The sequence below is a fragment of the Streptomyces spectabilis genome (genome assembly GCF_008704795.1).
Lineage (GTDB): Bacteria > Actinomycetota > Actinomycetes > Streptomycetales > Streptomycetaceae > Streptomyces > Streptomyces spectabilis.
On sequence record NZ_CP023690.1, the window covers coordinates 8626657 to 8652675 of the forward strand.

The window sequence follows — 26019 nt, forward strand, 5'->3', positions numbered from 1 at the left end:
TCAGCACCACACCCCCGTACACCGCAGTCGCGTCCGATCGGGAGGAACCGTGAGCGTGCTGTCCGTCCCGCGCCTCTTCTTCAAGGGGAAGGCGTCGTGGAACCCGGCCACCGGGAACAACAACGACCAGTGGCCGCTCTACGACTTCACCCGGGCCGAGCTGAACTGGGACTTCCTCAACGATCCGCAGCAGCGGCCGCCCATCGGCATCACGCCGGACAACGTCCGCGAGGCCTTCCCTGCCTGGGCCCGCAAGCCGCGCTGGTACCAGCCGGTGGACGAGCGGGGCAGGCCCCTGCCGGGCTGGTGGCAGAACCCCGGCGAGTGGGGCTACTTCGGCGGCATGGAGTGGTGTCTGCACGACACCGCACGGCCCGACGACGCCGGGCCCGGCGCGGTGACGGACACCCGGTTCACGGGCGGCCTGCTGACGCCCGGCGGACCCCTGATCACCTCCGACCCGCTGGTCCACCACCCGCAGGACCCGGACAGCGGCGGGATCATCGACATCGTCGGAGACCCCTTCCCGCACAGCACCTTCAACACCCCGGGCCGCATGGTCGACAACAACCCGGACGCCTGGTGGGGCACCTCCTTCTACCTCAAGCGCTTCCAGATCGGCTCGCGCATCGCACCGCAGTGCTACCTCAGCGGGGACGTCGCGCAGGGCTCGTCGATGAACTCCCGGTGGCTGAACCTGGCCCGCAACCTCAACGCCGACGGACAGCTCCAGATCGCGGGCGTGGGCGGCGCGGTCCTCCAGGCCTGCATTCCCGGCGACGCACGGACGCTGCGGATCGCGTCCGGCGTGTCGGACCTCCTCGACGCGCTCAAGGCGGCCCTCGCCCGACCCGGCGTCCGGGGCCTCATGGTGCGCCTCACCGCGTACCGGACGCAGTACTTCACGGCCGCCGAGTTCGAGCACTGCGACAGCATCAGCGACCCCAACGAACGGACGACGGCGCAGTACCGGCGGCTTACCGAGCTGTGGGACCGGGAGCTGAGGGAGGGGCGGACACCGTCACAGAACCCGTGCGTGTCCACGGTCCTGGGGACCGTCGGCCTGTGGCACGAGGACGAGAAGGTGACCAGCGCGCCCGGCGGCCGGTGTCTGCTGCCGTCGCGGATGTTCCAGTGCGCGTACGAGCACAAGGAGGGGCACGGCCACGAGCGGACGACGTCCCTCCAAGGGTGGTGCGCCCCGGCGGTCGCGGAGACGCAGACGGTGAACGGCGCGGTGTTCGTGAGCCTCGACCTCGGCAACTCCATCCCGGAGTCCGACTCCCGGGGCGAGAAGGCGAACCTCGGCGAGCTGCGCCTCGTCGTGCGCGACGCGTCCCATGCCCACCACGTCATCGGTGACATCCCCTTCGACGCGTACCGCGCCTCGGCGTACGAGGAGACCGCGGGGATCGTCGACATCCAGGTGCCGTCGGACGTCGTGCCGCTGCTCGACACGGGCACCCTGGAACTCCACTACCTCCCGGGCGGCGACGCGGTGCCGCTGCTCACGGAGAGCACCGTCACCGCCGAGACCGACGAGCGCAGCGTCTACCTGGACCAGGGCGAGCCCGGATCGATCACCGTGCAGGTGCGCGAGCGCGGCGGCATCCCCCGGCACGACGTGGAACTCGTCGTCCAGCAGTACGTCCCCGACCCGCCGCAGCCGTACGCGGGCGGCGGTGCCTGGCACAAGCCGGACGGGAACGCGTACAAGGAGGTACTCGACCTCGCGACGGAGACCGTCACGGTGTCGGCGGGCACAGGCCGGGCCACCGTGACGTTCCGGCCCGTGCGCCCCGGCTGCGCCACCGTCGCCTTCTTCCCCGTCGAGCGCTACGGCCCCGGCACGCCGCCCGAGGTCATCGGCCCGGCGCCGGGCACGGAGGAAGAGTCGGGCGTCCCCTACGGCATCTCCTGGGCCTCCTACGCCTGCGTGCGCGTGCTGCCGTTCCACGACGACCTGCCCCGGCGGTTCGCCGAGTGCTGGAACGCGGGCTTCTCGCCGCAGGACGCCTGGGACTTCCTCTACCGCAAGGTCCTGTACGTGCACGACGTGGTGTACCCGGTGATGAAGTACTACGCCCGCCTCGACCTGGGCGACAAGGAGTCCGTGGACCGCAACATCGACCAGATCGTCGCCCTGGCCGAGCGGGACCTGCTGCACTCCACCCTCTACATGCCCGTGACGCGCGAGCTCTCCGAGGGGCAGCGGCGCGTACTGAAGACGTATCAGGGCCTGGTGAACAAGGGCTGGCCGGCGGAGAAGCTGGGGGAGTGGTGATGGCGGCGGCGAGCGCGGGCACCAGGGTGGGCGAGGTCGCGGCCTCGGAGGTCGTCGCCGCGTCGGCGGCGCGGGGCCGGGAGCTGCTGCGGCGCCGCGACGCCTTCGTGGCGCAGCTGAGCCCCTTCGACCGGCAGGCGCGGCTGTGTCTGCGCCACGACGTGCTCGACGCCACGGTCGAGGGCTACCTCGACTACGTGGGCAACCAGGTCGTCGACTGGTCGGACGACGAGCTGGCCGCCCTCAAGCACATCGTCGCGGAGATCGACGGGCTCTTCGGGGGCTGGTCCTTCCAACTGCCCCAGACGGTCCTCCTGGTGAAGACCTCCGGCCAGGAGGAGGGCCGCGCGGCCTACACCCGGGGCGAGGACACCATCGTGGTCCCGGCGGGCAAGGCGGAGACGCTGCGCATGCCGTCCCCCGACAGCGACCCGCTCTACTCCGCGCAGAACACCAGGAGCCTGCGGGACCTGCTCGTCCACGAGTTCTTCCATCTGATCAGCAAGAACAACCGGGACCTCCGTGCCCGGCTGTACGACCTCATCGGCTACACCCTCATGAGCACACCGGTCCAGGTGCCGTCCGTGCCCTGGCCGGAGGCGACGTCGCCCACCGCCATGCCGGACCTGAGGATCACCAACCCGGACACCCCGCTCCTCGACGTCCGGATCCGGCTGAACGTGCCCAAGGGCCCGTACGCCGGTCCGGCGCAGGACCTGGTCCCGCGCGACCTGGTGCCGGTCCTCATGGCGGCGGGACCGTACGCGGGCGGCAGCTTCTTCGGCTATCTGCGCTGGTACTTCCTGGCGGTCGAGGACCAGGGAGGGGGGCGGTGGGCGCCCGTCACCGGGGATGACGGGCGCCCGCTGACGTACCTCATGCCGGACAGGCCCGACGACGACAGGGCGCTGTGGGACCAGTACCTGGAGAAGGTGGGGCGCAACGCCACGTCGGAGCTCTTCCACCCGGACGAGATCATCGCCCAGAACGTCGTCTTCGCCGCGCTGCTGCCGACCCCCGGCCTGCTCACCGGGATCGGCGGGGTGCTCAGCAGGTAGCCGCCGCACCTCGCCGCAAGGGAGAACCCGACATGTCCCAGACCGATCCTCCGCCGATCCACACCATCGAGGATCTGCGGGCGGAGCTCCAGGACGCCATGGCGCTGGAGTTCACCACCATTCCCGCCTATCTCTTCGGATGGCTCACCATCAAGGACCGGCGGTCGAAGTTCCCCGACGTCACCCGGGCCGTGCAGAGCATCGTGATCTCCGAGATGCGGCACATGGCCATCGTGGCGAACGTGCTCACCGCCGTGGGCGGACTGCCGGACGTCACGCGGGCGACGCCCGCCTACCCCTGCCAGATCCCCGACTTCAGCCGGGCGGGCCTGGTGCGGCTGCTGCCCTGCGGCGCCGACCTCTGGCAGCTCGGGCTCTTCATCGAGCAGCCCGACCCCGTGCCCTCGGACGTCCGGGAGCGGATCCGCGGCGCGATCGACCTGGAGTCGCCGCGGCTGCGCAGCAGCGGAGCGCTCGACCTGATCAAGGCCCTGCCGAGCCCGATCCCGCTCCGGTTCCAGTCCATCGGGGACTTCTACAACGCCCTCATCGACGGCATCACCTATCTGGTGGGGCACGGCAAGGAGGAGGACGTCTTCCACCCGGGGACCATCGGGCGGCAGTACACGCACTTCGGCGGGCAGGACAACATCGGCGTCCGGAACTCCGCCGAGGCCATCGCTCTGCTGACCGACGTCGTCCACGAGGGCGAGGGAGACCCGCACCGCATGTGGGACGACAACGGCGAGTTGTCCCACTACTACAAGTTCGACGAGCTGGCGCAGGGCCGGTGGTACCTGCCGGACGACAAGCCCTGCCACCCCACGGGCCCGCGCATCGAGCTGCCCGTGGCCACCGACATCGTGAACGTCCTGCCGGACCCGCAGATGAGCGCGTACGCCAAGGGCACCCCGGAATGGCGGGCGGCGGACGCGTTCAACCGCTTCTACGAGCAGCTCGTGGCGAACCTGGAGACCGGCCTCACGGGCCACCCGCAGCAGGTCGACAGCGCCGTGGGACAGATGCACCAGCTGGAGGCGCTCGCCGACGAGGTCCTGAAGTGCCGCATCACCGACGGCGCCTACGCGGGCTACTACGCGGCGCCGACCTTCGAGTGCAGGCCGTACACCGACCACCGCTCGCTGCTCCCCGAGCTGTAGCCGCTTCCTGGTGGGGCGCGCCACGACATGGCCCCGGCTAGCGGTCCGCGACCCAGCTGCCGTGGAAGCCGAGCGGCACCCGGCCGGGCAGCTGGATCCGGGCCTGCGGCCGGCCGGTGAAGTCCTGCGCCGAGAGGACCACCAGGTCGGTCGCGCCCCGGTCGGGGTCGTTCACGTAGGAGAGCACGTAGCCGTCGTCCTCGTCCCGCGCGCCCCGGCGCGGCACGAACACCGGCTCGCTCGCCGCCGCACCCTTCGGGAAGCGGTGCACCTCCTTGGTGCCGCGCGCCATGTCGTGCTTGACGAGACAGTTGGTGAACTTCTCGTCCGGCGGCACCCCGTCGACCGTCTCGTACGCGCGCCACATCTCCGCCGCGCTCGCCGTGTACCCGAAGCGGTGCCTGCGGGAGACCAGGGACTCGTTGACGCGCGGGAACTCCTGCGGCAGGTCGTCGAGGCGGGTGCCGCGCACCCGGCCCCCGCGCAGGTCGATCGTCCAGCGGTCGAGCGTCGGCGCCCCGGTCGCGGAGGGGCCGCCGCTGCCCCGGCCCGCCGCGTGGAAGGGGGCGGGCATGGAGGTGTACTCCACCACCACCTCGTGGCCCTGGTCGTAGGCGTTCAGCGTGTGCGAGTAGTAGACCGGGTCGATCTCGAACCAGCGGGCGGCCCCGCCGGACCGCGGCACGACGCCCACGCGCATGGGGTGGCGCTCGTTCCACACGTACGGCACCGGCGCCCCCGCGTCCGCGGCCGCCGGGTCGAAGGTGATCGGCACGTCCACGATGACCACGTACTTCCGGGTGAGGGCGAAGTCGTGCATCATCGGCGCGTCCGCCACCGGGATCCTGGTGGTCCGCGCCACCCGCCCGGTGCCGTCGACCACGAGGTGCCGCACGTGGTCCCACGTCGGGTAGTACGTCACCGCGTGCAGCTCGTCCGCCGCCGCGTCGTACTTCGTGTGCGCGGTGAACGCGCCCTTCAGGGTGCGGCGGAAGTCGTAGGGGCGCACCGTGCCCAGCTCCCCGTCCAGTTCGTACGGCAGCGGACCGCCCTCCTGGAGCGCCACGATCCGCCCCTTGTACGGGATGACGTGGGTGTTGCACGCGAAGTCGTCCGGCGGCACCCGGCCCGGGTAGGTCTCGCCCAGCTTCCGCGCCACCCCCGAGGAGCGCACCCAGCGGTTGCGGTACCACTCGGCGCGCCCGCCGCGCAGCCGCACCCCGTGCACCATGCCGTCGCCCAGCATCCAGTGGTGTGCCCGCGGGTCCTCCAGGCCGAGCGCGTTCGGGCCGGTGCGCAGATAGCGGCCGTCCAGGTCGCGCGGCACCCGGCCGGTCACCGTCAGGTCGAAGGCGGTCAGCTCCTCCGTGACCGGCGCGAGAGCGCCCTCGAGGAAGGGGAGTTCACCCCCGTCCGCCGCACGGCCCGTCGCGGCCTGTGCGGCGGCCGCGTAGTGACCGCCGCCGTAACCGCCGACCACGCTGCCCGCCGCCGCGAGCGCCGCGCCCTGGAGGATCCTCCGCCGCGTGTGACTTGCCATCACGTCTCCTTGCCCCTCGTCGTCGTCCGGGTGCCGGACCGGTCGCTGCTGACGGGAACAAGCCTGTGCCGACAGGGGCGGCGGGTCAGGAGGCCTGGGGCCCGGACCGGGGGTGGTGTTGGGAACACCTCGAAAACACTCACCCGCGTGCGTTCCCCTTGCGGCCCCGTTGCTGCACGCTCTCCCCACGCACGGCTCGCACCGCCCATACGGCCGCACGTCACGGGGGCATCGCCATGGACAGAAGACGCTTCGTCGGCGGCGCGCTGGGCGTGGCGGCAGGGGCCGCGGGAGCCGCCCTGCTGCCCGTGCCGTCGGCCGGGGCCGCCGCGCGGGCCGACGGCTGGCAGCAGGTCCCGGTACCGGACGGGGCGGAGATGGCGGCCCTGCGCGCCGTGGCCGCCGCGGGGCCGCGCCTGGCCTGGGCCGTGGGCACGGAGGGCCTGGACCGCGACACGTACGGCAAGCCGCTCTCGTACGTCTGGAACGGCACCGCGTGGTCCCGCACGGACACGGCCGGGCTGGGCTTCGACGGCTCCCTCATGGACGTCGCGGCCAACGCCTCCGGCGACGCGTGGGCCGTCGGGCTCGACCGGGAGAACAGCCTGTGGCACCTGTACGCCTGGGACGGCGACGGCTGGGAACGGGTCCCCCTCCCCGGTGACAGCACCCCGGGCAACCCCGTGTACGACATCACCGTCGCCCCCGACGGCGACGCCTGGGCCGTCGGGTCGTACGACGGCACGCCGCGGACGCTGCACTGGAACGGGCGCCGCTGGCGCCGGCTCCGCCCGCTGCCCAGCGGCAACAACAACCCCGCGGTCGGGGTGCGGCGCACGCGCCGCGGGGACATCTGGATCCACGGCAGCGGGGTGTGCGCCCGCTGGGACGGCGCCTGGCACGAGATCCCGGTGGAGGGACATCCGCAGTACGTCACCGGCATGCTCCCGACCGCCTCGGACGACATCTGGGTGTGCGGCTACAACTGGGTGCTCACCGGCGGCCGCCCTCCCGGCGCGCGGCTGCGCCACTACGACGGCACGGCCTGGCACCACGTCGAGACGCCCTTCGTCGCCGGGGAGCTCGTCGGGATCGTCGGCGACGCGCGGGACCGCCCGGACCGCATCGCGGGCTGGGAGTACCCGAACTGGAACCAGGCGCACCACCTGCGGTGGGCGGACGGGAGCTGGATCAGCGAGCGCGGACCGGCGTCCGCCTCCCCGGTGCTGATGAACGGGATCGAGCGGGTGCCCGGGACGCGCACGTACTGGGCGGTGGGGTCGACGTCCTTCTTCCCGCGTCCGCCGGGCCAGGTGCGGATCGAGCGGTTGAGCCTGCCGGGGCCCCGCTGAGCGGCGCGGCCGCGGAAATCCACTACCGCCCCGGCCGGAAACAGCGGAGACTCGCCCCATGTCTGACATGGGGGCGTTCCGGGAAGCGGTCACCGAGTGGGCGGCCGGCGGGCCCGGTGACCTCGCGCGCGAGCTGGCCGTGCGGCTGCCCGTCCGGGCGGTCGTCCTGCTCGAAGGGCCCAGCGACGTCGCGGCGGTCGACGCCCTCGCCGCGCGCCGCGGCCGGGACCTGGCGGCCGAGGGCGTCTGCGTCCTGGCGATCGGCGGCGCGATGAGCGTCGGGCGCTTCACCCACCTCCTCGGTCCTCAAGGACTCGGCCTGCGGCTCACGGGACTGTGCGACGAGGCGGAGCGCCGCTACTACGCCCGCGGCTGGGAGCGGGCGAGCGCGCCACCGCGGGACTTCTTCGTCTGCGCGGCGGACCTGGAGGACGAACTCATCCGCGCGCTGGGCACGGCACGCGTCGAGGAACTCGTCCGGGCGGAGGGCGACCTGCGCGCCCTGGAGACCTTCGCGCGCCAGCCCGCGCAGCGGGACCGCACCGCACACCAGCGGCTCCGGCGCTTCTTCGGCACGAAGAAGGGCCGCAAGATCCACTACGGCCGCGTCCTCGTCGAGGGCCTCGAACCCGACCGCGTACCCGCTCCGCTCGACGAGCTGCTCACCAGCCTCTGAGGCCGGGTCCCGCCCCCGCCCCCGCGATGCGGGAGCGCGGGGCATCGGCCTCCTGACGCAGGGTGTTCCACGAACTCGCCGACCCGGCACGGGCTTTGGCGGAGGCGGGCCAGGCGCTCGGGCCCGGCTGATCACCACGTCCGCAGGGAGGCGTGCACAGGCCCTGCGGTGCTGCCCCTGCTCACCGGCCTCGCCGAAGGGGCCCGCGCGGTGTGCTCGTGGTGGGGGGAATCGCCCGGGTGGAGGCAGGCTTGTGCCCATGGTGGACGGGGTAGCGCTTCCTTCGGCAGAATCACCGACCATACTGGTCAGGCCCTGATCACCCACAGAACGAGTCAATGGCCGAGAACAGCACCTCCTCAACCACCGCCCCCGACACCGCGTGGCTGGGGCGCGGGCGCCACCTCGGGCCCGAGCCCGAGCAGGACGTCCGGCGTAACCTGATCGCCCTCAAGGCGGCCGGGGTGCTCGACGACTTCCTGGACCTCGACCCCGCCGACGCGGCCCGCTCCACGGTCCTGCATCCGCGGGACGAGGCCGCCGACCCCGGCCCGTCCGCCCGCCGCCTCTTCGAGGCCCGCTGGCGCGTGGCCGACGACGTCACGGTGCGCGCGCAGCTGACCACGTACGACCCCGAAGGCCGCCGCAAGGACGGCGAGGGCGTCACCTGGGTCCTCGCCGCGGAGGCGGAGCGGGTGTGGGACGCGCACTGGCCCTCGCCCGCCACCATGTTCTGGCCCGACAGCGACCGGGTCGCCTGGGACCACGACACGGTGCAGGGCCTGAGCCTGCGGACGACGAACCACCTGCCGAAGGACGACGGCGAGCTGCGCCGCCGACTGCGGGACAGCATCCGGCAGAGCTGGTTCGTCCACGTCGTCGTGCACGAGGCGATGACGCCGGACGCGATAGGGGAGCGGCCGGTCTCGACGTTCCTGCCGCCGAGCCTGCGGCACCGCGTCGTCGAGCACCGGGGCACGCCGGAGCAGGCACAGATCGCCGACTTCGCGATGAAGCGCGAGCTGAGCGTCCGGATGCCGCGCGGCGGCGCCGTCATCCTGCCCGTGGAGCCGGTGAGCCCGGACTACGACGCGGAGCGCTTCACCGTGCGCAGCGTCTTCTTGGACGGCTCGGAACCCACCGAACTCCTGGAGAAGATCGCGGAGTTCGCCGCGCTGCCGCGGCCGCTGCCGGACGAGGCCGAGCGGGCCCTGACCCGGCTGCGCCAGGGCTGGCACCTGCTCACCCCGGACGAGGAGCTGGCCCACGCCCAGACCATGGTCACCAAGTACGCCGAGGCGCTCGACGCCATGACGAAGTCGCGTGACCTGTACCGGGAAGCGGCCGAGGCGGCCCGGGCCGCGCTGGCCGACGCGTCCGGTGGCGACGGGCTGACCGGGCCGGCACCGGCCAAGGCGGAGGGCTCGCCGCTGAGCGCCCTCACGAAGGCGTTCGGCCGCTTCCGCAGGGATCCGGACAGGGGCTCGGGCAAGGGCTCGGGCAAGGCCTCGGACGAGGGGCCGGGCGGGAGCCCGGAGGGCGAACCCGGCAAGTAGGGCCGCGCCCCGGCTCCCGCGCGGCAGCCCCGGCTTCCGCGCCCCGGCTCCGGCCGCTGCGCGTCCGCACCCGCTCCCGCGCGTCCCCACCCGCCCGGTACCGCCGCCCCGGCGTACCCCGCGCAACGGCCGTCCGCCACCCCGGCTCGCTTCCCGGTGAACGAGCCGGGGCGGAGAGCGCCCCACCCCACCACGCGCCACCGGAGCCCCCGCGAGGCAGTCACCCGCCGACGCACATGCTCAATTCCGGTCACACCCGATCGCACTTGAACAACGCGTGGCAGTCCCATGGCCCCGGCATCGACCCCTCACAATGCGATCATTTGGCTATTGACGATCAATTCGCTATCCGTCGCATCTGAGATCAATAGCAAATTGCGCCCGGACGGTATCTACTGTTGCGCCATCGCCGAGCGTCCGAGTGGGCTGACGCCCCATCGCGGGATTTTTAAAGATCGTCTGAATGATCAACTGGCGTGGGCAAATGATCGCGTGCAATGAGATTCAGGCGGGGGAATGAAGTGACATCTCATCGTGCACACGACGCTGTGCGCATCCCATCGGTATTGGCCAACGCCGCAACTCCGAGCGAGTCCGGCGGTGGCGGAAGTGGCCGCAAAGGTCCGACCACGAGCTCTCGCGGCACAGGACAACCCTTCCGAGTGCTGGGTCGCGGTACCCGAGCAGGTCGGTGAGCGGCTCCGGCAATGCGGCCGCCCGACCCCACTGCACCGCGCCCACCAGCTGGAGAAGCACCTGGGCACGGCCGCGCGCATCTATCTGAAGCGCGAGGATGTACTGCCCACGGGCAGCTTCAAGTTGAACACCGCAATAGCGCAGGCGTTCCATGCGGCACACGAGGGGCGCACGACTCTCGTGACCGAGACCGGCGCCGGGCCATGGGGCATGAGCGTCGCGCTAGCGGCGCAGATGTTCGGGCTTCGCCGCAGGGCGCGGCGACCACCTCATCGCGTGCTCCGGCGGCGGCAGCAATCTCTGCGGTCTGATGGGCCCCTATCTCCGAGCCCGCGCCGACGGAGCCGATCTTCGATTCCTCGCCGCGGAATCCACCGCCGCTCTCCGGCTCACGGCGGGCACCTACACCTACGGCCGCGCCGACCTCGGCGGCTTCACGCCGGAGGTCCCCGCCTATTCGATGGGGGAGGCCCGGGGGTGGGTGAGGCGCCGGGCCGACGACGGCGCGGCATGCGTGTCCGGCCGTGGTCACGCGTCCTGCGACACGATCCGGCGGAGGCGGGCGAGGTCCCGCTCGTCGACGCCGGTCGGCCGCAGGACGGCGTGCCACCCGTCGACGTACTCGGCCCGGTACCGGTGGCCGTGGCCGTCGGGCACCCCGGTGGCGAACGGCAGGTCCGCGGTGACCTGCCAGAACGTCACGAACGGCACCCAGAAGATGCTCGGGAGCACGTCGTCGCCCGGGGCCTCACCGATCCAGTCCGGCTGGTCGAGCGTCAGCTGCGGCCCCCACCAGACGATCGGGTCGGAGGCGTGCAGGAGGTACAGCACGCGGGTGCCCTCCCACGGCGCGTCCGACGGCGGGACGCCCGCCGCGGCGTCGTCGGTGAACCGCACGGTACGCCCGTCCTTGTACACCGGCTGGACCTCGGGGCTGCCGGAGTCGCGGTCGTCGCTGAACCGCCGGAAGAGGGTGTTGAAGTTCGGCGGGCCCGCGAAGAGCGCACCCGAGGTGCGGTTGCGGAGGTCGTACTCCCCGCTGAACGCGGTCTCGGCGCCGAACGACCCCAGGCTCTCGCCCGCGACGTACAAGCGCGGCCGGTCGTCGGCGGGAAGTTTCGACCACACGTCGTAGACCGCGTCGAAGAGCTCGCGGCCCGCCTCGCGGGCCTTGGACTGGTCGACGAGGTACGACATCCACGACGGCAGGTACGAGTACTGGAGCGCCACGGTCGCGCAGTCGCCGCCGACGAGGTACTCGAAGCTGTCCACCGCGGCGGGGTCGACCCAGCCGCTGCCGGTCGTCGTCGTGACGAGGAGGGCGCGGCGCTCGAAGCCGCCGGCGCGCCGCAGGTCGGCGACGGCGCGCGCGGCCCTGGCCTCCGTGTCGTCCGCCGTCTGGAGCCCCGCGTACGCGCGGACGGGCGGTTTCGCCCGGCGGCCGGTGAACCGCGCGATCTCGTCCGGCCCGGCGCCGCCGGAGACGAAGGTGCGGCCGTTCCTGCCCAGTGAGTCCCACGGGACGCCGGACCCCGGGCCGCCGGAGCGCAGGGCGGTCGTCGGCCGCCGCACCCCCTCCTCGGTCCGGGTGTCGCGCAGGGAGAAGGCCTGGTTCGCCGCGGCGACGAGGCCGTCGACGAGCACCCCGCTGACGACCAGGACGGACGCGGCGGCCACGAGGATCCCGCCGACGGCCTTCGCCGCCCGTGCGCCGATCCAGCGGAGCAGCAGTCGGGCCACCCGGCGGTGGATCCCGCGGATCCCCCGGGCGGCGAGCAGCAGCAGACAGAAGAGCAGGAGCGCGATCGGCAGCGCCGCGACGGTCTGGAGGAGGCTGTACTCCGTCACGGCGAGCAGTCGGCGGATCCGGTGCTGCCAGTACTGGCCGAGCCCGAACGCGGTGCCGAGCAGGGCGGCCCCGGCGACGGCGAAGACCGGCCAGGACGACCGCCGTACGGGACGCGGCCCGCGGTCGGCGAAGGCCCGCCAGATCCACGCGGCGGTCACCCCGAGCCCGTACCCGATCGCGGCGAGGATCCCGGAGATCACCCCCTGGAGGACGCCGCCGCGGGGGAGGAGGGAGGGGGTGAAGGAGAGGCACACGAGGAGCAGCGCTCCCCAGGCACCGGGGAGGGTGACGTACGGCGCTGACGGCGCGTCCGGTGCCGCCGGTGGCTCCTGGCCCATGGTTGTGGCCGCGTTCCTTCTCAGCCGCCGAGGCGGTCGAGGCGGGCGCGCGTGACCGCGAGGGACGTCGCCGCGGCGGCGAAGCCGAGGACCGCTCCGGCCGCGACGTCGCCGGGGTAGTGCACGCCCGTATGGACGCGGGAGTAGCCGACGGCGGCCGCGAGCGCCCCGAGCGGCACCGCCGCCGCGGGCAGCACGACGCCCACGGCGGTGGCGAACGCGGCAGCCGACGCCGTGTGCCCGGAGGGGAAGGAGGCGGAGCGCGGCATCGGCACGTGCCGGTCCACGACCACGCGGGCCCGCTCCCGGTCGGGCCGTCGGCGGCGGACCATGCGCTTGCCGAACAGGTTCGCCGCCGCCGAGGCCAGCGTCACCGCACCTACTCCGGCAAGGGCCGCGCGCCGGGGACGTCCGGGCACGAGGGCCAGGCCCGCCGCGACGGCGAGCGAGATCTTCGAGTGATCGGCCGCGTGCGAGAGGCGCCGCAGCGCCCGGTCCAGGGTCGGCGTGGGCGTGGCGGCCACGGCGGCGTACAGCGCCCCGTCGATCGCGCGCAGGTCCCTGAGCACGGCCGCCGCGGACGACCGGGCGGCCGCCGCGGTCCTGTGGTCCGACGCGGTGGGCGGGGCGGCGTCCGGGTCAGCCATGGGTCCTCCGTCCAGAGGTCCGATCGGGCCCGCCGACGGCGAGGTCGATGAGCCGCCGCCAGTTCACGGGCGGCGCGGGGACCACGGTGCCCGGGCGGTCGCGCGGCACCAGGACCCGCAGCGCGCGCGGGCGCAGCGTGCACACCACCGGCGTGGGCATCCGCAGCGCCTCGCCGTCCACCGCCACGGGGATCTCGTCCGCGTCGGAGGTCACCTCGACCCGGCGTGCGGTCATGACGGTGAGGCCTGTGGACTGCGAGCCCCGCACGGCCAGGTCAGCGGCCTGGGCGGCGCCCTCCACGCGGATGCCGAGCACTCCCAGCTCACCGCTGTCGAGCCGGGGGCGGCGGCCGCTGGCACCGAGGTCGTCGGGCGAGCCGTAGGGATTGTTGCTGACGAGGAGTGCCTGCTGGGCCGCGAGCGCGACCGTGTCGGCCCGCGCGTCGAGGCGCCGCACCCCGTCGCCGACCAGCAGGTCCGGCATGAGGCTCAGGGCCGTGCCCGCCTTGTCGTCGCGGTACTCGGGCCGTTGCACGACGTCCGCGTACACCCCGAAGGAGACCGTGTTGACGAAGGCCCGGCCCGCGACGTCGCCGAGGTCGACCCGGAGTTCCTCGCCGTCGGTCAGGGCGTCCAGGCACCGGGCCGGGTCGGACCTGTCGAGGCCGAGGTCCATGGCGAAGTGGTTGCGGGTGCCCGCCGAGACCACGAGGAACGGCAGGTCGTGCTCGGCGGCGACCGCGGCGACGAGGGCCTGGGTGCCGTCGCCGCCCGCGACGCCGAGCAGGTCCGCGCCGTCGGCCACCGCGCGGCGGGCCAGCTCGGCGACGTCGGCGGGCGCGGACGGGTCGAGCAGGAGCACGTGTGCGCCGAGCTCCCGCGCCCGCTCCGCAAGGCCGAACCGGCCGACCTTTCCGCCCCCGGACCTCGGATTCATGATGAGCACCGGGCGCTGGACCCGGGCCGCGGGGACCGCCCGCCGCGGCCGCGCCGCGACCGATCTGCGCAGCGCCGCCCGGGCGCAGACGAGCGTCGCGCCCCAACACAGGATCAGGACGAGCGCGGCCAGCCACAGGCCGTCGTACGCGAAGTACACCAGGACCGCGACGGGCGCGGCCACCGCGACGAGCGCCCCGAACAGGCGCAGCGCGCCACGGTGCGCGAGGAACCACCACAGCCCCGCGGCACAGACGACGAGGCCGAGGAGCCCGGCCCCGAGGATGAGGAGGCCGCCCGCGCGCAGCGCGAGCACCAGCACGAGCAGGGTGCCGATCGCGGCGAGCACGGCCAGGCGCGCGAGGAGCCGTGCGGCCCCGCCCGCGCCGGAGCCCGTCATCCGCGCCCTGCCCCTGGCCGCTCTCCCATGCCGTGCTCCGCCTCTCCGCCTGGTCCGGTGCACCATCCTGCGCACTCCGCAAGCGCGGAGCACCCCGGCCGGGCCGTGCGGGTGAGTCCTGGCGAAGGGGTCAGTCGGTGCCGCCCGACGTCACCGGGGTGTACAGGACCGACCGCTGCTGCTTGTGGCGCTCTACGCGGCCCTTGGCGACCAGCGACTCAAGGGTGTTCCGCACCACTTGAGGGGTGGGATTGCGACCCGGGTGCTGCGCCAGGAGTTCGTCCCGCAGCTCCTTCGCCGGACGCGGCTCGTCATGGCCGGTCAGCAGTTCCAACAGCAGGTCGCCGAGCAGTGGTTGACGCGACGAATCCTGCGCGCGGCCCTGCGCTGCGGCCTGCGCGTCGGCCTTCTCGGGAGCCGCCCCGCCCGGCGTCGAGCGCCGCGCGGTGGCTCCGGCCGAGCCTCGGCGCTGCGCCTGCGCGACCACGGGCTCGTCCTGCGTCTGCTCCGGCAGCCGGGAGGCGCCCGCGAAGCCCTCGTACCGCTCGGCGAGGGTGAGGATGTCCGTCAGGAGGGTCTCCTCCTGCTTCAGCAGCTCGATCTTCTTCGCCAGCTCTTCCTGACGCCTGCGGTTCTCCGTGAGTTCCGACGCGACCTGTTCCACGTACCGCGACCGGAGCTTGGCGGCTGATCGGCTGCTCACAACCGTTCACTCCCTCGATCTGGATGATGCTGCGCATCGTACCCACGCGGAGGAAGCGACGTGGTCGGGTCACACGTGTGACCACCGCCCGGGCCGGGTGAGTCAACCGGTCACGGCGGGCGCGGTCTTCTTCCGTGCGCGGTAGGCCGCGGCCTTGATCTTGTTGCCGCAGGACTCCATGCCGCACCACTGGCGCCGCAGGCCGCGGGAGCGATCGACGTAGACCCGGGTGCACTCCGGGTTGCCGCACTCCTTCAGGAGCGGGACGTCCGGTCCGCTGAGCAGTTCGACGGCCTGCCGGGCGACGGTCGCCAGGGCCTGCGCGGGGGTCGCCTCGTTGTGCCGCCCGGCCGGTGAGAGCTGGGGCGTCACCGGGGTCTCGCGGGCCGCGCCGTTGAGCACGGCGAGCGCCTCGCGGTCGAACTCCTCGCCGAGGCGGCGGTTGGTGAGGAGCCGGTAGACGGCCTCGCGGACGGTGACCGCCGCCCGCACGTCCTCCTCGACGCCGGGCGTGATCGTGTCGACGAGCCCGGATTCGAGGTACCACGCGTTCAGCCGCCCCGGGGTCACGAACATCTCGAACCGCGCCGAGCGCCGTGCACGGAGCGTGGCCGCGAAGTCGAGGGCCGGATGTCCGCAGACGAAGACGTGGTCGAGATTCACATCACCATCCTGGCAGGTGACTGTCGGACGGTGCAAGAATCGCCACCGCCCCCGGCCCTCTCCTTACCTCCCGCAGCCGCCTTCGAGGCGGACCGTGCGGCCCTGCCACCGCCGCCGCAGCCAGCGGTCGTGGCTCGCGAGGACGATCGCGCCCGGGCCACTGCCCAGGGCCTCCTCCAGAGGTGGTTGGTGGGTTCGTCGAGCAGCAGCAACTGGGGCGGGCGGGCCACGAGGAGGGCCAGGGCGAGCCGTCGCCGCTGCCCGACGGGCAGCCGGTCGACGGGTGTGTCCAGGTCCTCCGCGCGCAGCAGGCCGAGCGAGCCGAGCGGCACCTTCTCGGCCCGCGCAGGGCCCGGCGACAGCGCGTAGGTGTCGCGCGCCGTGCGGTCGGGCCGGTCGAACACGGTGTCCTGGTCGAGCAGCCCCGCCGTCAGGTGACGCCGCGCGCACCACGCCCTCGACGGCCAGACGCCCGGCGAGCAGCGTCGACTTCCCCGCCCCGTCGTCGCCCGTGACCAGCAGCCGGTCGGTCGGCGACACCTCCAGGGAGGCGAGGGACTCACATCTCAGGGGCTCCGGTCTCCTTGAGGCGCCCGTCGGCGAGCCGCAGCCAGCGGTTCACCCCGATCGCGGCGAGGAACCGCTCGTCGTGGCTGATCACGACGAAGGCGCCCTGGTAGGAGTTGAGGGCGCTCTCCAGCTGGCCCGCGCTGACCAGGTCGAGGTTGTTGGTCGGCTCGTCGAGCAGGAGCAGCTGGGGGGCCGGTTCGGCGCACAGCACGCAGGCCAGCGTGGCGCGCAGCCGCTCGCCGCCGGAGAGCACCCCGACGGGAAGGTGTGCGCGCGGGCCCCGGAAGAGGAAGCGGGCGAGCAGGTTCATCCGCTCCGCCTCGGGCCGCTCGGGGGCGAACGCGGCGAAGTTCTCCGCCACGGTCCGGTCCGGATCCAGCAGGTCGAGGCGTTGCGACAGATACGCGATCCGGCCGTCGTTGCGCTTGATCTCGCCGCTGTCCGGGACGAGTTCGCCGGTGACCAGCCGCAGCAGGGTGGTCTTGCCCGCGCCGTTGGGCCCGGTGAGGGCGATCCGCTCGGGGCCGCGAACGGTGAGGTCCACGCCTCCGTCGGCGAACACCGGCGTGCCGGAGTGGTGGACCCACATCCCCTCGCCGAGGAAGAGGTTGCGCCCTGCGGGCACATGTGTGTCGGGCAGTTCGAGGGTGATGCGCTGCTCCTCGCGCAGCGCGCGCCCGGCCTCGTCGAGCCGGGTCCTGGCCTCGCTGACCCGGGCCGCGTGCATCTGCCCGGCCCGGCCCGCGGACTCCTGGGCGCCGCGCTTCATGTTGCCCGCGAAGATGCGGGGCAGACCGGCGTTCTTGAGGTTGCGGGCGGCGTTGCTCTGGCGGCGCTCGGCGCGCTCGCGGGCCTGTTGCAGCTCGCGCTTCTCGCGCTTCAGCTCCTGCTCGGCGTTGCGGACGTTCTTCTCCGCGACCTCCCGCTCGGCCCGTACGGCCTCCTCGTACGCGGTGAAGTCGCCGCCGTAGAAGCGCAGTTCGTCGCTGCCGAGTTCCGCGATGCGCTCCATGCGGTCGAGCAGCGCGCGGTCGTGGCTGACCAGGAGCAGACAGCCGGTGAAGTCCGAAAGCACGTCGTAGAGCTTGTGCCGGGCCTGGAGGTCGAGGTTGTTGGTCGGCTCGTCGAGCAGCAGGACGTCGGGGCGCTTGAGCAGCTGGGCGGCGAGGCCGAGGGAGACGACCTGGCCGCCGCTGAGCGTGCCCAGGCGGCGGTCCAGGGCGAGGTCGCCCAGGCCGAGACGGTCGAGCTGGGAGCGGGTGCGCTCCTCGATGTCCCAGTCGTCGCCGATGGTGGCGAAGTGCTCCTCGCTCACGTCACCGGACTCGACGGCGTCGAGCGCGCGGATCACCGCGGCGACGCCGAGCACCTCGGCGACGGTGAGCCCGCTGGTCAGAGGCAGGCTCTGCGGGAGGTGGGCGAGCGTGCCGTGGACCGCCAACGAGCCGGTGGCGGGCCTCAGTTCACCGGCGATCAGCTTCAGCAGGGTGCTCTTGCCGGAGCCGTTGGGCGCGACCAGGCCGGTACGGCCGGTGGCCACGGTGAAGGACAGGTCGTGGAAGACGGGGGTGTCGTCGGGCCAGGCGAAGGAGACGTTCGAGCAGACGACAGCGGCGTCGGACATGGAGGTGACCTCGGAGATCCACGGGCAGACAGGCCTCTGCCCTGGGCAGGACGGGGGAGGGGGTACGACGAAGGAGGCCACGGCGTCAGCGCTCGTACAGCGCCGTCCGCTGGCCTGTCACATCCGGGTCTCACCCGGAGATGTCGTCGTCACCCGCCACGTCTGTGTCTCCTCGATCACATGGTTCAGATCGCTGGCAGCCTAGCAGGCGTCTCCGTGCTCCGACAGGCCCGAGCCACATGTGGTGTCGGCAGGTGTGAGAGCGGGGCGTGGGCACGGCATGCACACGTGTCGTACGACGACTGATGTCGCGCAACCGCTCAGGGTGTCGATGCCGTGATACGCACAGCCCGGTCCGGTTCCGGGCGGGGGCGACGGGGTGTGTGTCCGGGGGAGGGGTCCGTCCTGAGGGGTGGAGCGGGTGATGTCAGGATGGGGCCCATGCAGAACGTTTATTTCGACATCACCATTGACGGCAAGGACGCCGGGCGCATTGTCTTCCGGCTCTTCGACGACGTCGTGCCGGAGACCGCGCGCAACTTCCGTGAGCTGGCCACGGGGCAGAACGGCTACGGCTACGCCGGTTCGGCCTTCCACCGGGTCATTCCGCAGTTCATGCTCCAGGGCGGCGACTTCACGCACGGCAACGGCACCGGCGGCAAGAGCATCTTCGGCGCGACGTTCGCCGACGAGAACTTCTCCCTCAAGCACGACCGGCCGTTCCTGCTGTCGATGGCCAACCGCGGCCCGAACACCAACAGCTCCCAGTTCTTCGTGACGACCGTCGTCACGCCCTGGCTCGACGGCAAGCACGTCGTCTTCGGCGAGGTCGCCGAGGGCGAGGACCTCGTCAAGCAGATCGAGGCCCTCGGCTCCGGCAGCGGCGCCCTGAGCTCCGACGTCGTCATCAAGGCGAGCGGCACCGTCGCCTGAGGTCCGGACTCGGGCAGGAGATCGGCGTCGGCCGTGCGGACAGTGCCGCACGGCCGACGCCGTGGCATGGGGAGCCGCCGCCTCAGATGATGCCTTCGAACTGCTTGTCCTCGGTGTGAGAGTCGGAGCGGGGCACGTGGTACGAGCGGCGTCCGAAGCGCCGCCACAGGGCGGCGATGAGGAGGGCCACCACGACGGCGACAGGCGTGTAGTTGAACGTGCTGGCCGTGACGGGGCTGCTCTGCGGCAGCAGGAACAGCACCGAGACACCGGCCGCCCACAGCACCGCCACCCAGCCGATCGGCCGGCTCCAGCGGCCCAGGTGCCAGGGCCCCGGGGTGAACCGGTCGCTGTGGATGAGCCGCAGCAGCACCGGGATGGCGTAGGCCGAGGTGAATCCCACGACCGAGATGGCGGTCACCGCCGCGAACGCCGTTGAGGAGTACAAGGACGGCAGCGCGAGCACGAACGCCACGGCGACCGCGAGCCAGACCGCGTTGGCGGGGATGGCCGTGCGGCGGCTGACCTTCTTCCAGAGCGCCGATCCGGGCAGGGCACCGTCCCGGGCGAAGGCGTAGATCATCCGGCTGGTGCTGGCGGTCACGGTGTAGCCGCACAGGAACTGGGCCACGATGATCACGAGCAGCAGGGCCTTGGCCGCCGCCATGCCCAGCGCGTCCAGAAGGATCTGCGCCACCGGCACACCGGACGGGCTGTCCAGAGTCGTGGTGTAGTCCTGGACGGCGAACAGCAGCGTGGTCAGCAGGATGCCGCCGGCGATCCAGGACACGGCCACCGAGCGGAAGACCCCGCGGGCCGCGGCGACGGAGGCGTGGTTGGTCTCCTCGCTCAGGTGGGCCGAGGTGTCGTAACCGGCCAGGGCGAAGACCGGAAGCAGCATGCCGAGCAGGATGACGTACACCGGGGCGCCCCAGCCGGTGTTGTTGGTGAACTCGGAGAAGACGAAGCCGGCCGACTGGTGGTCGGAGGGCACGAACGCCAGGGCGCCGATGATGACGACGGCCCCTGCCAGGTGCCACCACGCGCTCACGGACGTCAAGATGTTCATCAGCCGGGTGCCGAAGAGGTTCAGGACCGCGTGCAGCGCGAGGATGACCGCGTACAGGACCAGCAGGGAGCCCGGGGTCGGCGTGTAGTCGAACTGCAGGTTCATCCACGCGGCGGTGAACGTCGCGATGCCGTAGTCCTGGGCGGCGATGCCGCCGAGCAGGCCCAGGAGGTTGAGCCAGCCGGTGTACCAGCTCCACCGCTCGCCGCCGAGCTGGCGAGCCATGTAGTACAGGCCGCCGCTGGTGGGGTAGCGGGAGGTGATCTCCGCCAGGGCCGCGGCCAGGCACAGCACGAGGGGTCCGACGGCGAGCCACCCCCACGTGATCACCGCGGGGCCTCCCGAGTTCAGGCCGTAGCCGAAGAGGAGCAGGGTCCCCGACATGATCGAGATGACCGACAGGGAGGCGGAGAAGTTGCCGAACGCCCCCATCCGGCGGTGCAGTTGCTGGGTGTAGCCCAGCGACTGGAGGATGCGCGCGTCCTCGCCGTCGTCGTGGACCGGGTTCGGCTGCTGGCGCCGGGTTCTTGCCGAAGTCATGGGTTCTCCGCACAGGAAGGCTGACATGGGGGGTGCAGGCGAGGTGGCTGACGGTCCGCTAGTGGGACGCGGCGGGGCCCGCCCGGGAGGCCCGGCCGACGCTCATGTGCCGTTCCCCGTAGGGCGCGGGCGGGACCTCAGGCAGGCGTAGCGGTCTTCCTCGAACGCCTTGCGCCACTGGTCCCTCGGGTGCCGGGCGTCGTACTGCCAGGGGGCGGGCGTGGCGAATTCGCCGATGGCGTCGAAGACTTCGGTGGCCCACTGGGCGAAGCCGCCTCTCGACAGGGCGTAGGCGAGGTAGTTGAGATCCAGCTGGGAACTGGTGGCCGGATCGCACTTCTGGAACCATCCCTCGAACGCCTGCGTGACGGCGCGGGTGGTGTCCTCCCTGGTCCACAGCAGGTTCAGCGTGACCTCGGCGCCCTTGTCCAGTTGCTCCCGGTGCTCCTGTACGCGGACGTAGAGAGGCAGCAGGAGCAAGGGCGAGTCGGATGGCGCGAAAGAGACCGTCCAGCGGGCGAAGTCCATCGCGACCGCCTGGCGGCCCGCCGGACCCGGGCGGGCCTGGAGCGCCTGGGACATGCGGTGCCATGCCTCGCGGTTGAACGGATCTCGTCGGTGCGCTTCCCCCAGAAGTCCCCATGGCCCATGGGGCAGCAGATACTCATGGGGCGGCGGCGCCATGTGATGCTCTGGGTGGCGTGCTTGTGTGTCCGTTTCGGCCAGGGCCAGACGGCAGATCCAGGGCACCACGTCGTCGGGGTTTCCCTCGCCCGCCTTGTCGCACGCCTGCCGGGCCCGGTCTGCCAGTCTCTCCAGGTCACGGGCCTGCTTGGAGTCGTGCGCCCAGTGCCTGCGGTGGGCTTGCAGCACCCGTTCGGTGGCGACCCTGGCGTACATCACCCGGGCGGCGAGGCTCCACGGCTCCTCTTCCAGCCACAACTCCACGACATTGTTCTGAGCTGCGGCAATCCCCAGCACCTGGGTGCGGGACGTCCACTGCGGCCAGGTGCCCGTCCGGGCAAGGACCTGCCGCATCTGCATCCAGTAACCCGCCTGTATGTCCTGCACCGCCGCGTAGAGGTCTGTGTCGCGGCCGGCCGGGTTCGCACCCGCCATCAGCGCCCCTCGGCCCGGCGGGGGGCGGGCCGCAGGGGGCAGTCGCACAGCTGGAGGCCGCTGCCGTCAGCGCTGCGGCCCGCCGGGTGGTGTGAGCACGACACCGTACGGTGTGCGCTGGCGGCCATAGGCGCGGGACTCCTCGGGCAGTTGGAGCGAAAAGGCATGGTCATGCCAAGGGTAGCGGCGTCGACTGACGAGCGGGGCGGAGATGACCGCAGACGCATCACTCGGCTGTAGCTGTCGCCCCTGGCTGGTCGCGAATGCCAGACAGTACTTAAGTGCCTGGAGAGGCGCATGACCAGCGAATCGCAGAATTGGCCAGTTGCTCGGATGCGAGTTTCGGCCATGCGGCAGGCGAGCCGCGCTGCCCCCCCCGGGCGGTGCGGCGGCCGCCGACACCGGGGGATGTGAGCATCACGGGACCCTCCCTCTGTAACCCGGGCCCGAGGTGATGGTCGGTCAAGACCCCCTGGTCAGCCACTAGTTGACCGGCGCGGCCGATTCTCGACTGCGGTGAGTAGCTGTTGATCACTTGTTGATTGCTCTGGGTCAGGTTGTGGTCGCAGGTCGTGGGGCAACGCCGCGCCGCGAAGGTTTCATCCCCGGATGTTCCGATCCTGCGCATGACCGCGATCAACCCACGAAGAAGGGTGTGGATCCATGCCGTCCACTCTGCTGGAGGCGATCAGCAGCCGCACGGCCCGGCAGCCGCATGCCACGGCTCTGGATCTGAACGGCCGCACGCTGACCTATGCCGAACTGGGCCGTCGTTCCGGCGCGTTAGCCGAGGAGTTAATGGCCGCCGGAGCGGGCTCTGGGGACGTCGTCGGGGTACTGACCCACGCCGACCTGGACCTCGTTCCGGCGCTGCTCGGCGTCCTGCGAGCGGGAGCCGCCTATCTTCCTCTCGACCCTCGTAACTCTCCTGCCCAGATCGCGCGGCTGATGGCCGCGGCGGGCAGCCGGTTCGTGGTCGGCGCCGACTCGCTGCGGCACCGGCTGAACATGGCACCGGACGTCACCGTCGTGCCGCCCCCGCAGTCGACGGACCGCCGCGACGTCGTCAATCCTCCCGTGCGGCCGACCGACCCGGCGTACGTTGTCTTCACCTCGGGGACGACGGGTGAGCCCAAGGGCGTCGTCGTCCCCCACCGCGCGCTGGCCCATCACGCCGCGGAGACGGCGCGGTCCTTCGGACTGACCTCCGACGACCGAGTCCTCCAGTTCGCCACGATCGGGTTCGACGTGGCGGCCGAGGAGATCTTTCCCACCCTGGTGGCCGGCGGCTGCGTCGTCCTGTGCCCCGACCCTCCCGCCCCCCGGGAACTGACCCGCGTACTGGCCGATGGCCGGATCACCGTCGCCAACCTGCCGTCCGGATACTGGCAGCAGTGGAACGTCGGCCGGGGCGGCGGCCCGCTGCCCGAGCGGCTGCGGCTGGTCGTCATCGGCAGCGAAGGGGTGGACGCGTCAGCCGCGGTCGCATGGTGCGGGTCGACCGATGTCGCGCTGGTGAACGCGTACGGACTGACCGAGACCACCATCACCTCGCTGGTGCACCGGGTCGACGCGGACGCCGACACAGACGTCGTCGCCGTGGGCCGTCCGATCGCCGGTGTGTCGGCATACGTACTCGATCCTGACCTGCGGCCGGTGTCCGAAAGCAGGGAGGGAGAGCTGTACATCGGCGGTGCCGGTGTGGCGTCGGGCTACCTCGGCCGACCAGCGGAGACCGCCGGGCGGTTCCTTCCGGATCCGTTCTCCGCGGTGACCGGCGCGCTGATGCACCGCACGGGCGACAGGGCCCGCCGCCGGCCGGACGGCGCCGTGGAAGTCCTGGGCCGCATGGACGACCAGGTCAAGGTCAACGGCCACCGGGTGGAACCGGCACAGGTGGAGGCGGCCCTGACGGCGCACCCACTGGTCGCCCTCGCGGCGGTCGCGGTGCGCCAGGACCCCGTCGGCGGCCGGAGGCTGGTGGGCTATGTGGTCCTGCACGACGGTGGGACGCATGTGCCGACGGACCTGCGCGCACACCTGTCGGAGCGGCTGACCGCACACCTGCTGCCCGCCGCGCTGATGGCGGTCCCCGAACTGCCGGTGACCAGGAACGGGAAGCTGGACCGGGACGCTCTGCCCGACCCCGGGCGCCATGTGCGGCGCGAGCCGTTGACCGACCCGCGCTCCGCGGTGGAGTCCCGGCTGCTCGACATCTGGCGGGAGGTGCTGGGGACCGATGACATCGGGGTCCGCGACAGCTTCTTCGACGTCGGCGGAACGTCGGGCTCGCTTGCGGCCGTGCTCTCCCGCATCAACGCGTTCCGATCCGACCCGGTCGGCCTGCTGACTCTCTTCGAGCATCCGACGATCGCCCAGCTCGCCACCCATCTGACCGAGCCGGTCCCGGCCCCGGCGGCACCGGAGCGGCGGGCGCGTCCGGTGGTCCGGCGCCGTCGTGCGGCCGGCTGAGGCCGCGGCTCACACCCACCGACCGGCACCGGCCGGTCGGAACTGACGGCACAGCGAGGACAAGAAAGGGGCACTCATGTCCGCAGTCTTCGGATGGTGGACCCACCGGGGAGGCCTGGACCGGACCGGTCCGGCCGCGGTCGCGGCGATGGCGGAGAGCAGCCGACGCGGCGGCCCGCACCGGTCGTGGACGTCCGAGCACGCGGTCCTGGCCGCCGGAGGTGAACCGGCGCAGGAGAACGGGCCACTGGTGTCGCGGGGGACCGGAAACCCCGTCGTGGTCGTCGTGGACGGCTACATACACGGAAGCCGGAACCTCGCCCGGACGCTGCTCGACGGCTACCTGGCCGAGAACGAGGCGGCAGCCGAACGGTGGGAAGGCGCCTTCGCGTTCGCCGTCTGGGACGGCCGCACGGGAGAACTCGTCCTGGGACGCGACCGGTTGGGCATCAAACCGCTCTCCTTCGTACGGCAGGACGACGGTGTGGTGTTCGCGTCCGAGGCCGGGGCGTTGGCGGCACATCCGGACGTCCCGGTGGAACTCGACGGCACCGGGCTCAGCGCGCTGCTGACCCAGCTGCGCCGTCCGGGACACGGCACGCTGCGCGGGATGCGGGAGGTGCCGCCCGGCACCACGGTGCGCTTCTCGGCCGCCGGTGAGCGCCGCCGCCGGTACTGGTCCCTTGAGGCGTTCGCACACAAGGAGTCCCGCGAGGAAACAATCGGCCGGGTGCGGAAGTTGCTCGACGAGGTGGTTCACGACGACCTCGGGGACGCCGATCCCGCCGTGCTCCTGTCGGGCGGCCTCGACTCCAGCGTGCTGACCGGTCTCGTGGCCGAGGCCGTCGGCCGACCGCCGCGGACGTTCACCGTCTCCTTCGGCGGGACGGCGTCGGCCGTACCGGACCTGCCGTACGCCGAGGAGGTGGTGCGCTTCTGGCACTGCGACCACGAGCGCGTCACCATCGAGCCGGACCTGCTGTCGCAGCCCGGCACACTCACGGACTCGCTCCTGGCCAAGGACTGGCCGACGCCGTTCGGGGACAAGAACATCACCCCGTATCTCTTCAGCGGGCACGTGGGCCGCCGGACACCGATCGCCCTGAGCGGCGAGGGCGCGGACGCGATGTTCGGCGGCCTGGGACCGGGCGCCGACGAGAAGCAGGTGCTCACCACGTTTCCGTGGATCGCGCGGGCCCGTGCCATGGGCATGCCTCATGGGCTCGGCACGGGCCTGCTGCAAGCCGAGGTCCTGCACGACATCGGCATCGCGGCGTACATCGACAGCCGCTTCGCCGAGGCGCTGGAGGAGGTCCCCCAGGTGCCGGGTGAGGACCCGGTCGACCGCCTGGGGCGGCAGACGGACTACCTGACGGCCACGCGGCTGCTGGAGCAGACCGTGCTCCACTCGGAACGGATGAGCGCCGCCGCGGGCCTCCACCTGCGATTCCCCTTCGCCGACCACCGGCTGTTCACCCTCCTCTACAACGTTCCGGCACGGTGGAAGTCCTTCGACGGCCGCGAGAAGAGTCTGCTGCGGGCCCTCGGCGCGCCCCTCGTCCCGCCCTCGGTGCTGAGCCGCCGCAAGGTGCCCTACCCGATCACCTACGACCGCGGCTACAAGCAGGCCCTCGTGGAGAGGTTGCGGACGTTGCTCGACGATCCCTCCGCTCCCGTGCGCACGCTGCTGGACCGCGAGCAGGTGCAGCGGTACGTCACGACGCCCCGCCTCTTGGACCGGGGCGGCTGGCTGGGGCGGGCGGACGTGGAGATGGTGCTGCAACTCGACGCATGGTTGCGGCACTTGCGCGTCCGCCTCGCTCTGTGACCTCGC

Annotated in this window: 18 protein-coding genes and 2 pseudogenes; 10 read left to right on the forward strand and 10 right to left on the reverse strand. The window is 72.2% G+C overall.

All coding sequences use genetic code 11. The annotated features are described in order from the left end of the window. Positions 1-49 precede the first annotated feature (49 nt). From CP982_RS36720 to CP982_RS36730, 3 genes are read left to right on the forward strand one after another with little or no spacing between them, the layout of a single operon-like run. Positions 50-2284, forward strand: a complete 2235-nt coding sequence (locus CP982_RS36720; protein WP_150514426.1) for a hypothetical protein — start codon at positions 50-52, stop codon at positions 2282-2284. Continuing rightward, the gene (locus tag CP982_RS36725) at positions 2284-3342 is read left to right on the forward strand and encodes a hypothetical protein (RefSeq protein ID WP_150514427.1); all 1059 of its coding nucleotides are present in this window, start codon (positions 2284-2286) and stop codon (positions 3340-3342) included. The genes CP982_RS36720 and CP982_RS36725 overlap by 1 nt, the downstream gene beginning before the upstream one ends. Before the next feature lie 32 nt (positions 3343-3374). After that, positions 3375-4502, forward strand: coding sequence for a ferritin-like domain-containing protein (locus CP982_RS36730; protein ID WP_150514428.1), 1128 nt, complete (start codon positions 3375-3377; stop codon positions 4500-4502). Between the two features lie 37 nt (positions 4503-4539). Here CP982_RS36730 and CP982_RS36735 read toward each other — a convergent pair whose 3' ends face one another. Further along, on the reverse strand, positions 4540-6042 hold the full coding sequence (locus CP982_RS36735) for a carotenoid oxygenase family protein (protein WP_150514429.1): 1503 nt from the start codon (positions 6040-6042) through the stop codon (positions 4540-4542). A gap of 236 nt (positions 6043-6278) precedes the next feature. Here CP982_RS36735 and CP982_RS36740 point away from each other — a divergent pair, with 236 nt between their 5' ends. From CP982_RS36740 to CP982_RS42790, 4 genes and pseudogenes are all read left to right on the forward strand, one after another. After that, on the forward strand, positions 6279-7394 hold the full coding sequence (locus CP982_RS36740) for a hypothetical protein (RefSeq protein WP_150514430.1): 1116 nt from the start codon (positions 6279-6281) through the stop codon (positions 7392-7394). A gap of 58 nt (positions 7395-7452) precedes the next feature. Then, on the forward strand, positions 7453-8070 hold the full coding sequence (locus tag CP982_RS36745; protein ID WP_150514431.1) for a TOPRIM nucleotidyl transferase/hydrolase domain-containing protein: 618 nt from the start codon (positions 7453-7455) through the stop codon (positions 8068-8070). A gap of 338 nt (positions 8071-8408) precedes the next feature. After that, on the forward strand, positions 8409-9626 hold the full coding sequence (locus tag CP982_RS36750) for a hypothetical protein (protein ID WP_150514432.1): 1218 nt from the start codon (positions 8409-8411) through the stop codon (positions 9624-9626). 609 nt (positions 9627-10235) lie between these two features. Continuing rightward, positions 10236-10520 (forward strand): annotated as a pseudogene (locus CP982_RS42790) (pyridoxal-phosphate dependent enzyme); the annotation flags it as partial. 330 nt (positions 10521-10850) lie between these two features. Here the strand turns inward: CP982_RS42790 and CP982_RS36760 are convergent. From CP982_RS36760 to CP982_RS36790, 7 genes and pseudogenes are all read right to left on the reverse strand, one after another. Beyond that, on the reverse strand, positions 10851-12509 hold the full coding sequence (locus CP982_RS36760) for an alpha/beta hydrolase (protein WP_184925381.1): 1659 nt from the start codon (positions 12507-12509) through the stop codon (positions 10851-10853). Positions 12510-12529: 20 nt separating this feature from the next. Continuing rightward, on the reverse strand, positions 12530-13156 hold the full coding sequence (locus CP982_RS36765) for a phosphatase PAP2 family protein (protein WP_150514433.1): 627 nt from the start codon (positions 13154-13156) through the stop codon (positions 12530-12532). Continuing rightward, the gene (locus tag CP982_RS36770; RefSeq protein ID WP_150514434.1) at positions 13149-14492 is read right to left on the reverse strand and encodes a diacylglycerol/lipid kinase family protein; all 1344 of its coding nucleotides are present in this window, start codon (positions 14490-14492) and stop codon (positions 13149-13151) included. The genes CP982_RS36765 and CP982_RS36770 overlap by 8 nt, the downstream gene beginning before the upstream one ends. Before the next feature lie 130 nt (positions 14493-14622). Beyond that, a complete protein-coding gene (locus tag CP982_RS36775; RefSeq protein WP_184925384.1) occupies positions 14623-15195 on the reverse strand; it encodes a BlaI/MecI/CopY family transcriptional regulator in 573 nt (190 codons plus the stop codon). A gap of 102 nt (positions 15196-15297) precedes the next feature. After that, the gene (locus tag CP982_RS36780; protein ID WP_150514435.1) at positions 15298-15858 is read right to left on the reverse strand and encodes a CGNR zinc finger domain-containing protein; all 561 of its coding nucleotides are present in this window, start codon (positions 15856-15858) and stop codon (positions 15298-15300) included. A gap of 63 nt (positions 15859-15921) precedes the next feature. After that, positions 15922-16416: pseudogene (locus CP982_RS36785) on the reverse strand (ATP-binding cassette domain-containing protein); the annotation flags it as partial. Between the two features lies 1 nt (position 16417). Then, positions 16418-18052 (reverse strand): ABC-F family ATP-binding cassette domain-containing protein, encoded by a 1635-nt coding sequence (locus CP982_RS36790; protein WP_150514436.1) that lies wholly within the window; start codon positions 18050-18052, stop codon positions 16418-16420. A gap of 441 nt (positions 18053-18493) precedes the next feature. On the opposite strand from CP982_RS36790, the gene CP982_RS36795 reads away from it, so the two are divergent. After that, positions 18494-18985, forward strand: a complete 492-nt coding sequence (locus CP982_RS36795) for a peptidylprolyl isomerase (RefSeq protein ID WP_150514437.1) — start codon at positions 18494-18496, stop codon at positions 18983-18985. Between the two features lie 82 nt (positions 18986-19067). Here the strand turns inward: CP982_RS36795 and CP982_RS36800 are convergent, their stop codons facing one another. Together CP982_RS36800 and CP982_RS36805 are read right to left on the reverse strand one after the other, a co-directional pair. Continuing rightward, the gene (locus CP982_RS36800) at positions 19068-20594 is read right to left on the reverse strand and encodes an amino acid permease (RefSeq protein ID WP_150514438.1); all 1527 of its coding nucleotides are present in this window, start codon (positions 20592-20594) and stop codon (positions 19068-19070) included. Positions 20595-20696: 102 nt separating this feature from the next. Then, complete coding sequence (locus CP982_RS36805) at positions 20697-21713, reverse strand: hypothetical protein (protein ID WP_150514439.1); 1017 nt, start codon at positions 21711-21713, stop codon at positions 20697-20699. Between the two features lie 663 nt (positions 21714-22376). Between CP982_RS36805 and CP982_RS36810 the strand changes: the two genes are divergently transcribed. After that, positions 22377-24185, forward strand: coding sequence for a non-ribosomal peptide synthetase (locus tag CP982_RS36810; protein WP_150514440.1), 1809 nt, complete (start codon positions 22377-22379; stop codon positions 24183-24185). Positions 24186-24261: 76 nt separating this feature from the next. Next, positions 24262-26013 (forward strand): asparagine synthetase B family protein, encoded by a 1752-nt coding sequence (locus tag CP982_RS36815; protein ID WP_150514441.1) that lies wholly within the window; start codon positions 24262-24264, stop codon positions 26011-26013. Positions 26014-26019 lie beyond the last annotated feature (6 nt).

Coding starts and splice junctions, on each gene's coding strand:
- CP982_RS36735 (WP_150514429.1), bottom strand. CDS start 6,042: ATGGCAAGTCACACGCGGCGGAGGATCCTCCAGGGCGCGGCGCTCGCG.
- CP982_RS36810 (WP_150514440.1), top strand. CDS start 22,377: ATGCCGTCCACTCTGCTGGAGGCGATCAGCAGCCGCACGGCCCGGCAG.
- CP982_RS36760 (WP_184925381.1), bottom strand. CDS start 12,509: ATGGGCCAGGAGCCACCGGCGGCACCGGACGCGCCGTCAGCGCCGTAC.
- CP982_RS36790 (WP_150514436.1), bottom strand. CDS start 18,052: ATGTCCGACGCCGCTGTCGTCTGCTCGAACGTCTCCTTCGCCTGGCCC.
- CP982_RS36745 (WP_150514431.1), top strand. CDS start 7,453: ATGTCTGACATGGGGGCGTTCCGGGAAGCGGTCACCGAGTGGGCGGCC.
- CP982_RS36800 (WP_150514438.1), bottom strand. CDS start 20,594: ATGACTTCGGCAAGAACCCGGCGCCAGCAGCCGAACCCGGTCCACGAC.
- CP982_RS36725 (WP_150514427.1), top strand. CDS start 2,284: ATGGCGGCGGCGAGCGCGGGCACCAGGGTGGGCGAGGTCGCGGCCTCG.
- CP982_RS36805 (WP_150514439.1), bottom strand. CDS start 21,713: ATGGCGGGTGCGAACCCGGCCGGCCGCGACACAGACCTCTACGCGGCG.
- CP982_RS36815 (WP_150514441.1), top strand. CDS start 24,262: ATGTCCGCAGTCTTCGGATGGTGGACCCACCGGGGAGGCCTGGACCGG.
- CP982_RS36750 (WP_150514432.1), top strand. CDS start 8,409: ATGGCCGAGAACAGCACCTCCTCAACCACCGCCCCCGACACCGCGTGG.
- CP982_RS36795 (WP_150514437.1), top strand. CDS start 18,494: ATGCAGAACGTTTATTTCGACATCACCATTGACGGCAAGGACGCCGGG.
- CP982_RS36765 (WP_150514433.1), bottom strand. CDS start 13,156: ATGGCTGACCCGGACGCCGCCCCGCCCACCGCGTCGGACCACAGGACC.
- CP982_RS36740 (WP_150514430.1), top strand. CDS start 6,279: ATGGACAGAAGACGCTTCGTCGGCGGCGCGCTGGGCGTGGCGGCAGGG.
- CP982_RS36730 (WP_150514428.1), top strand. CDS start 3,375: ATGTCCCAGACCGATCCTCCGCCGATCCACACCATCGAGGATCTGCGG.
- CP982_RS36770 (WP_150514434.1), bottom strand. CDS start 14,492: ATGACGGGCTCCGGCGCGGGCGGGGCCGCACGGCTCCTCGCGCGCCTG.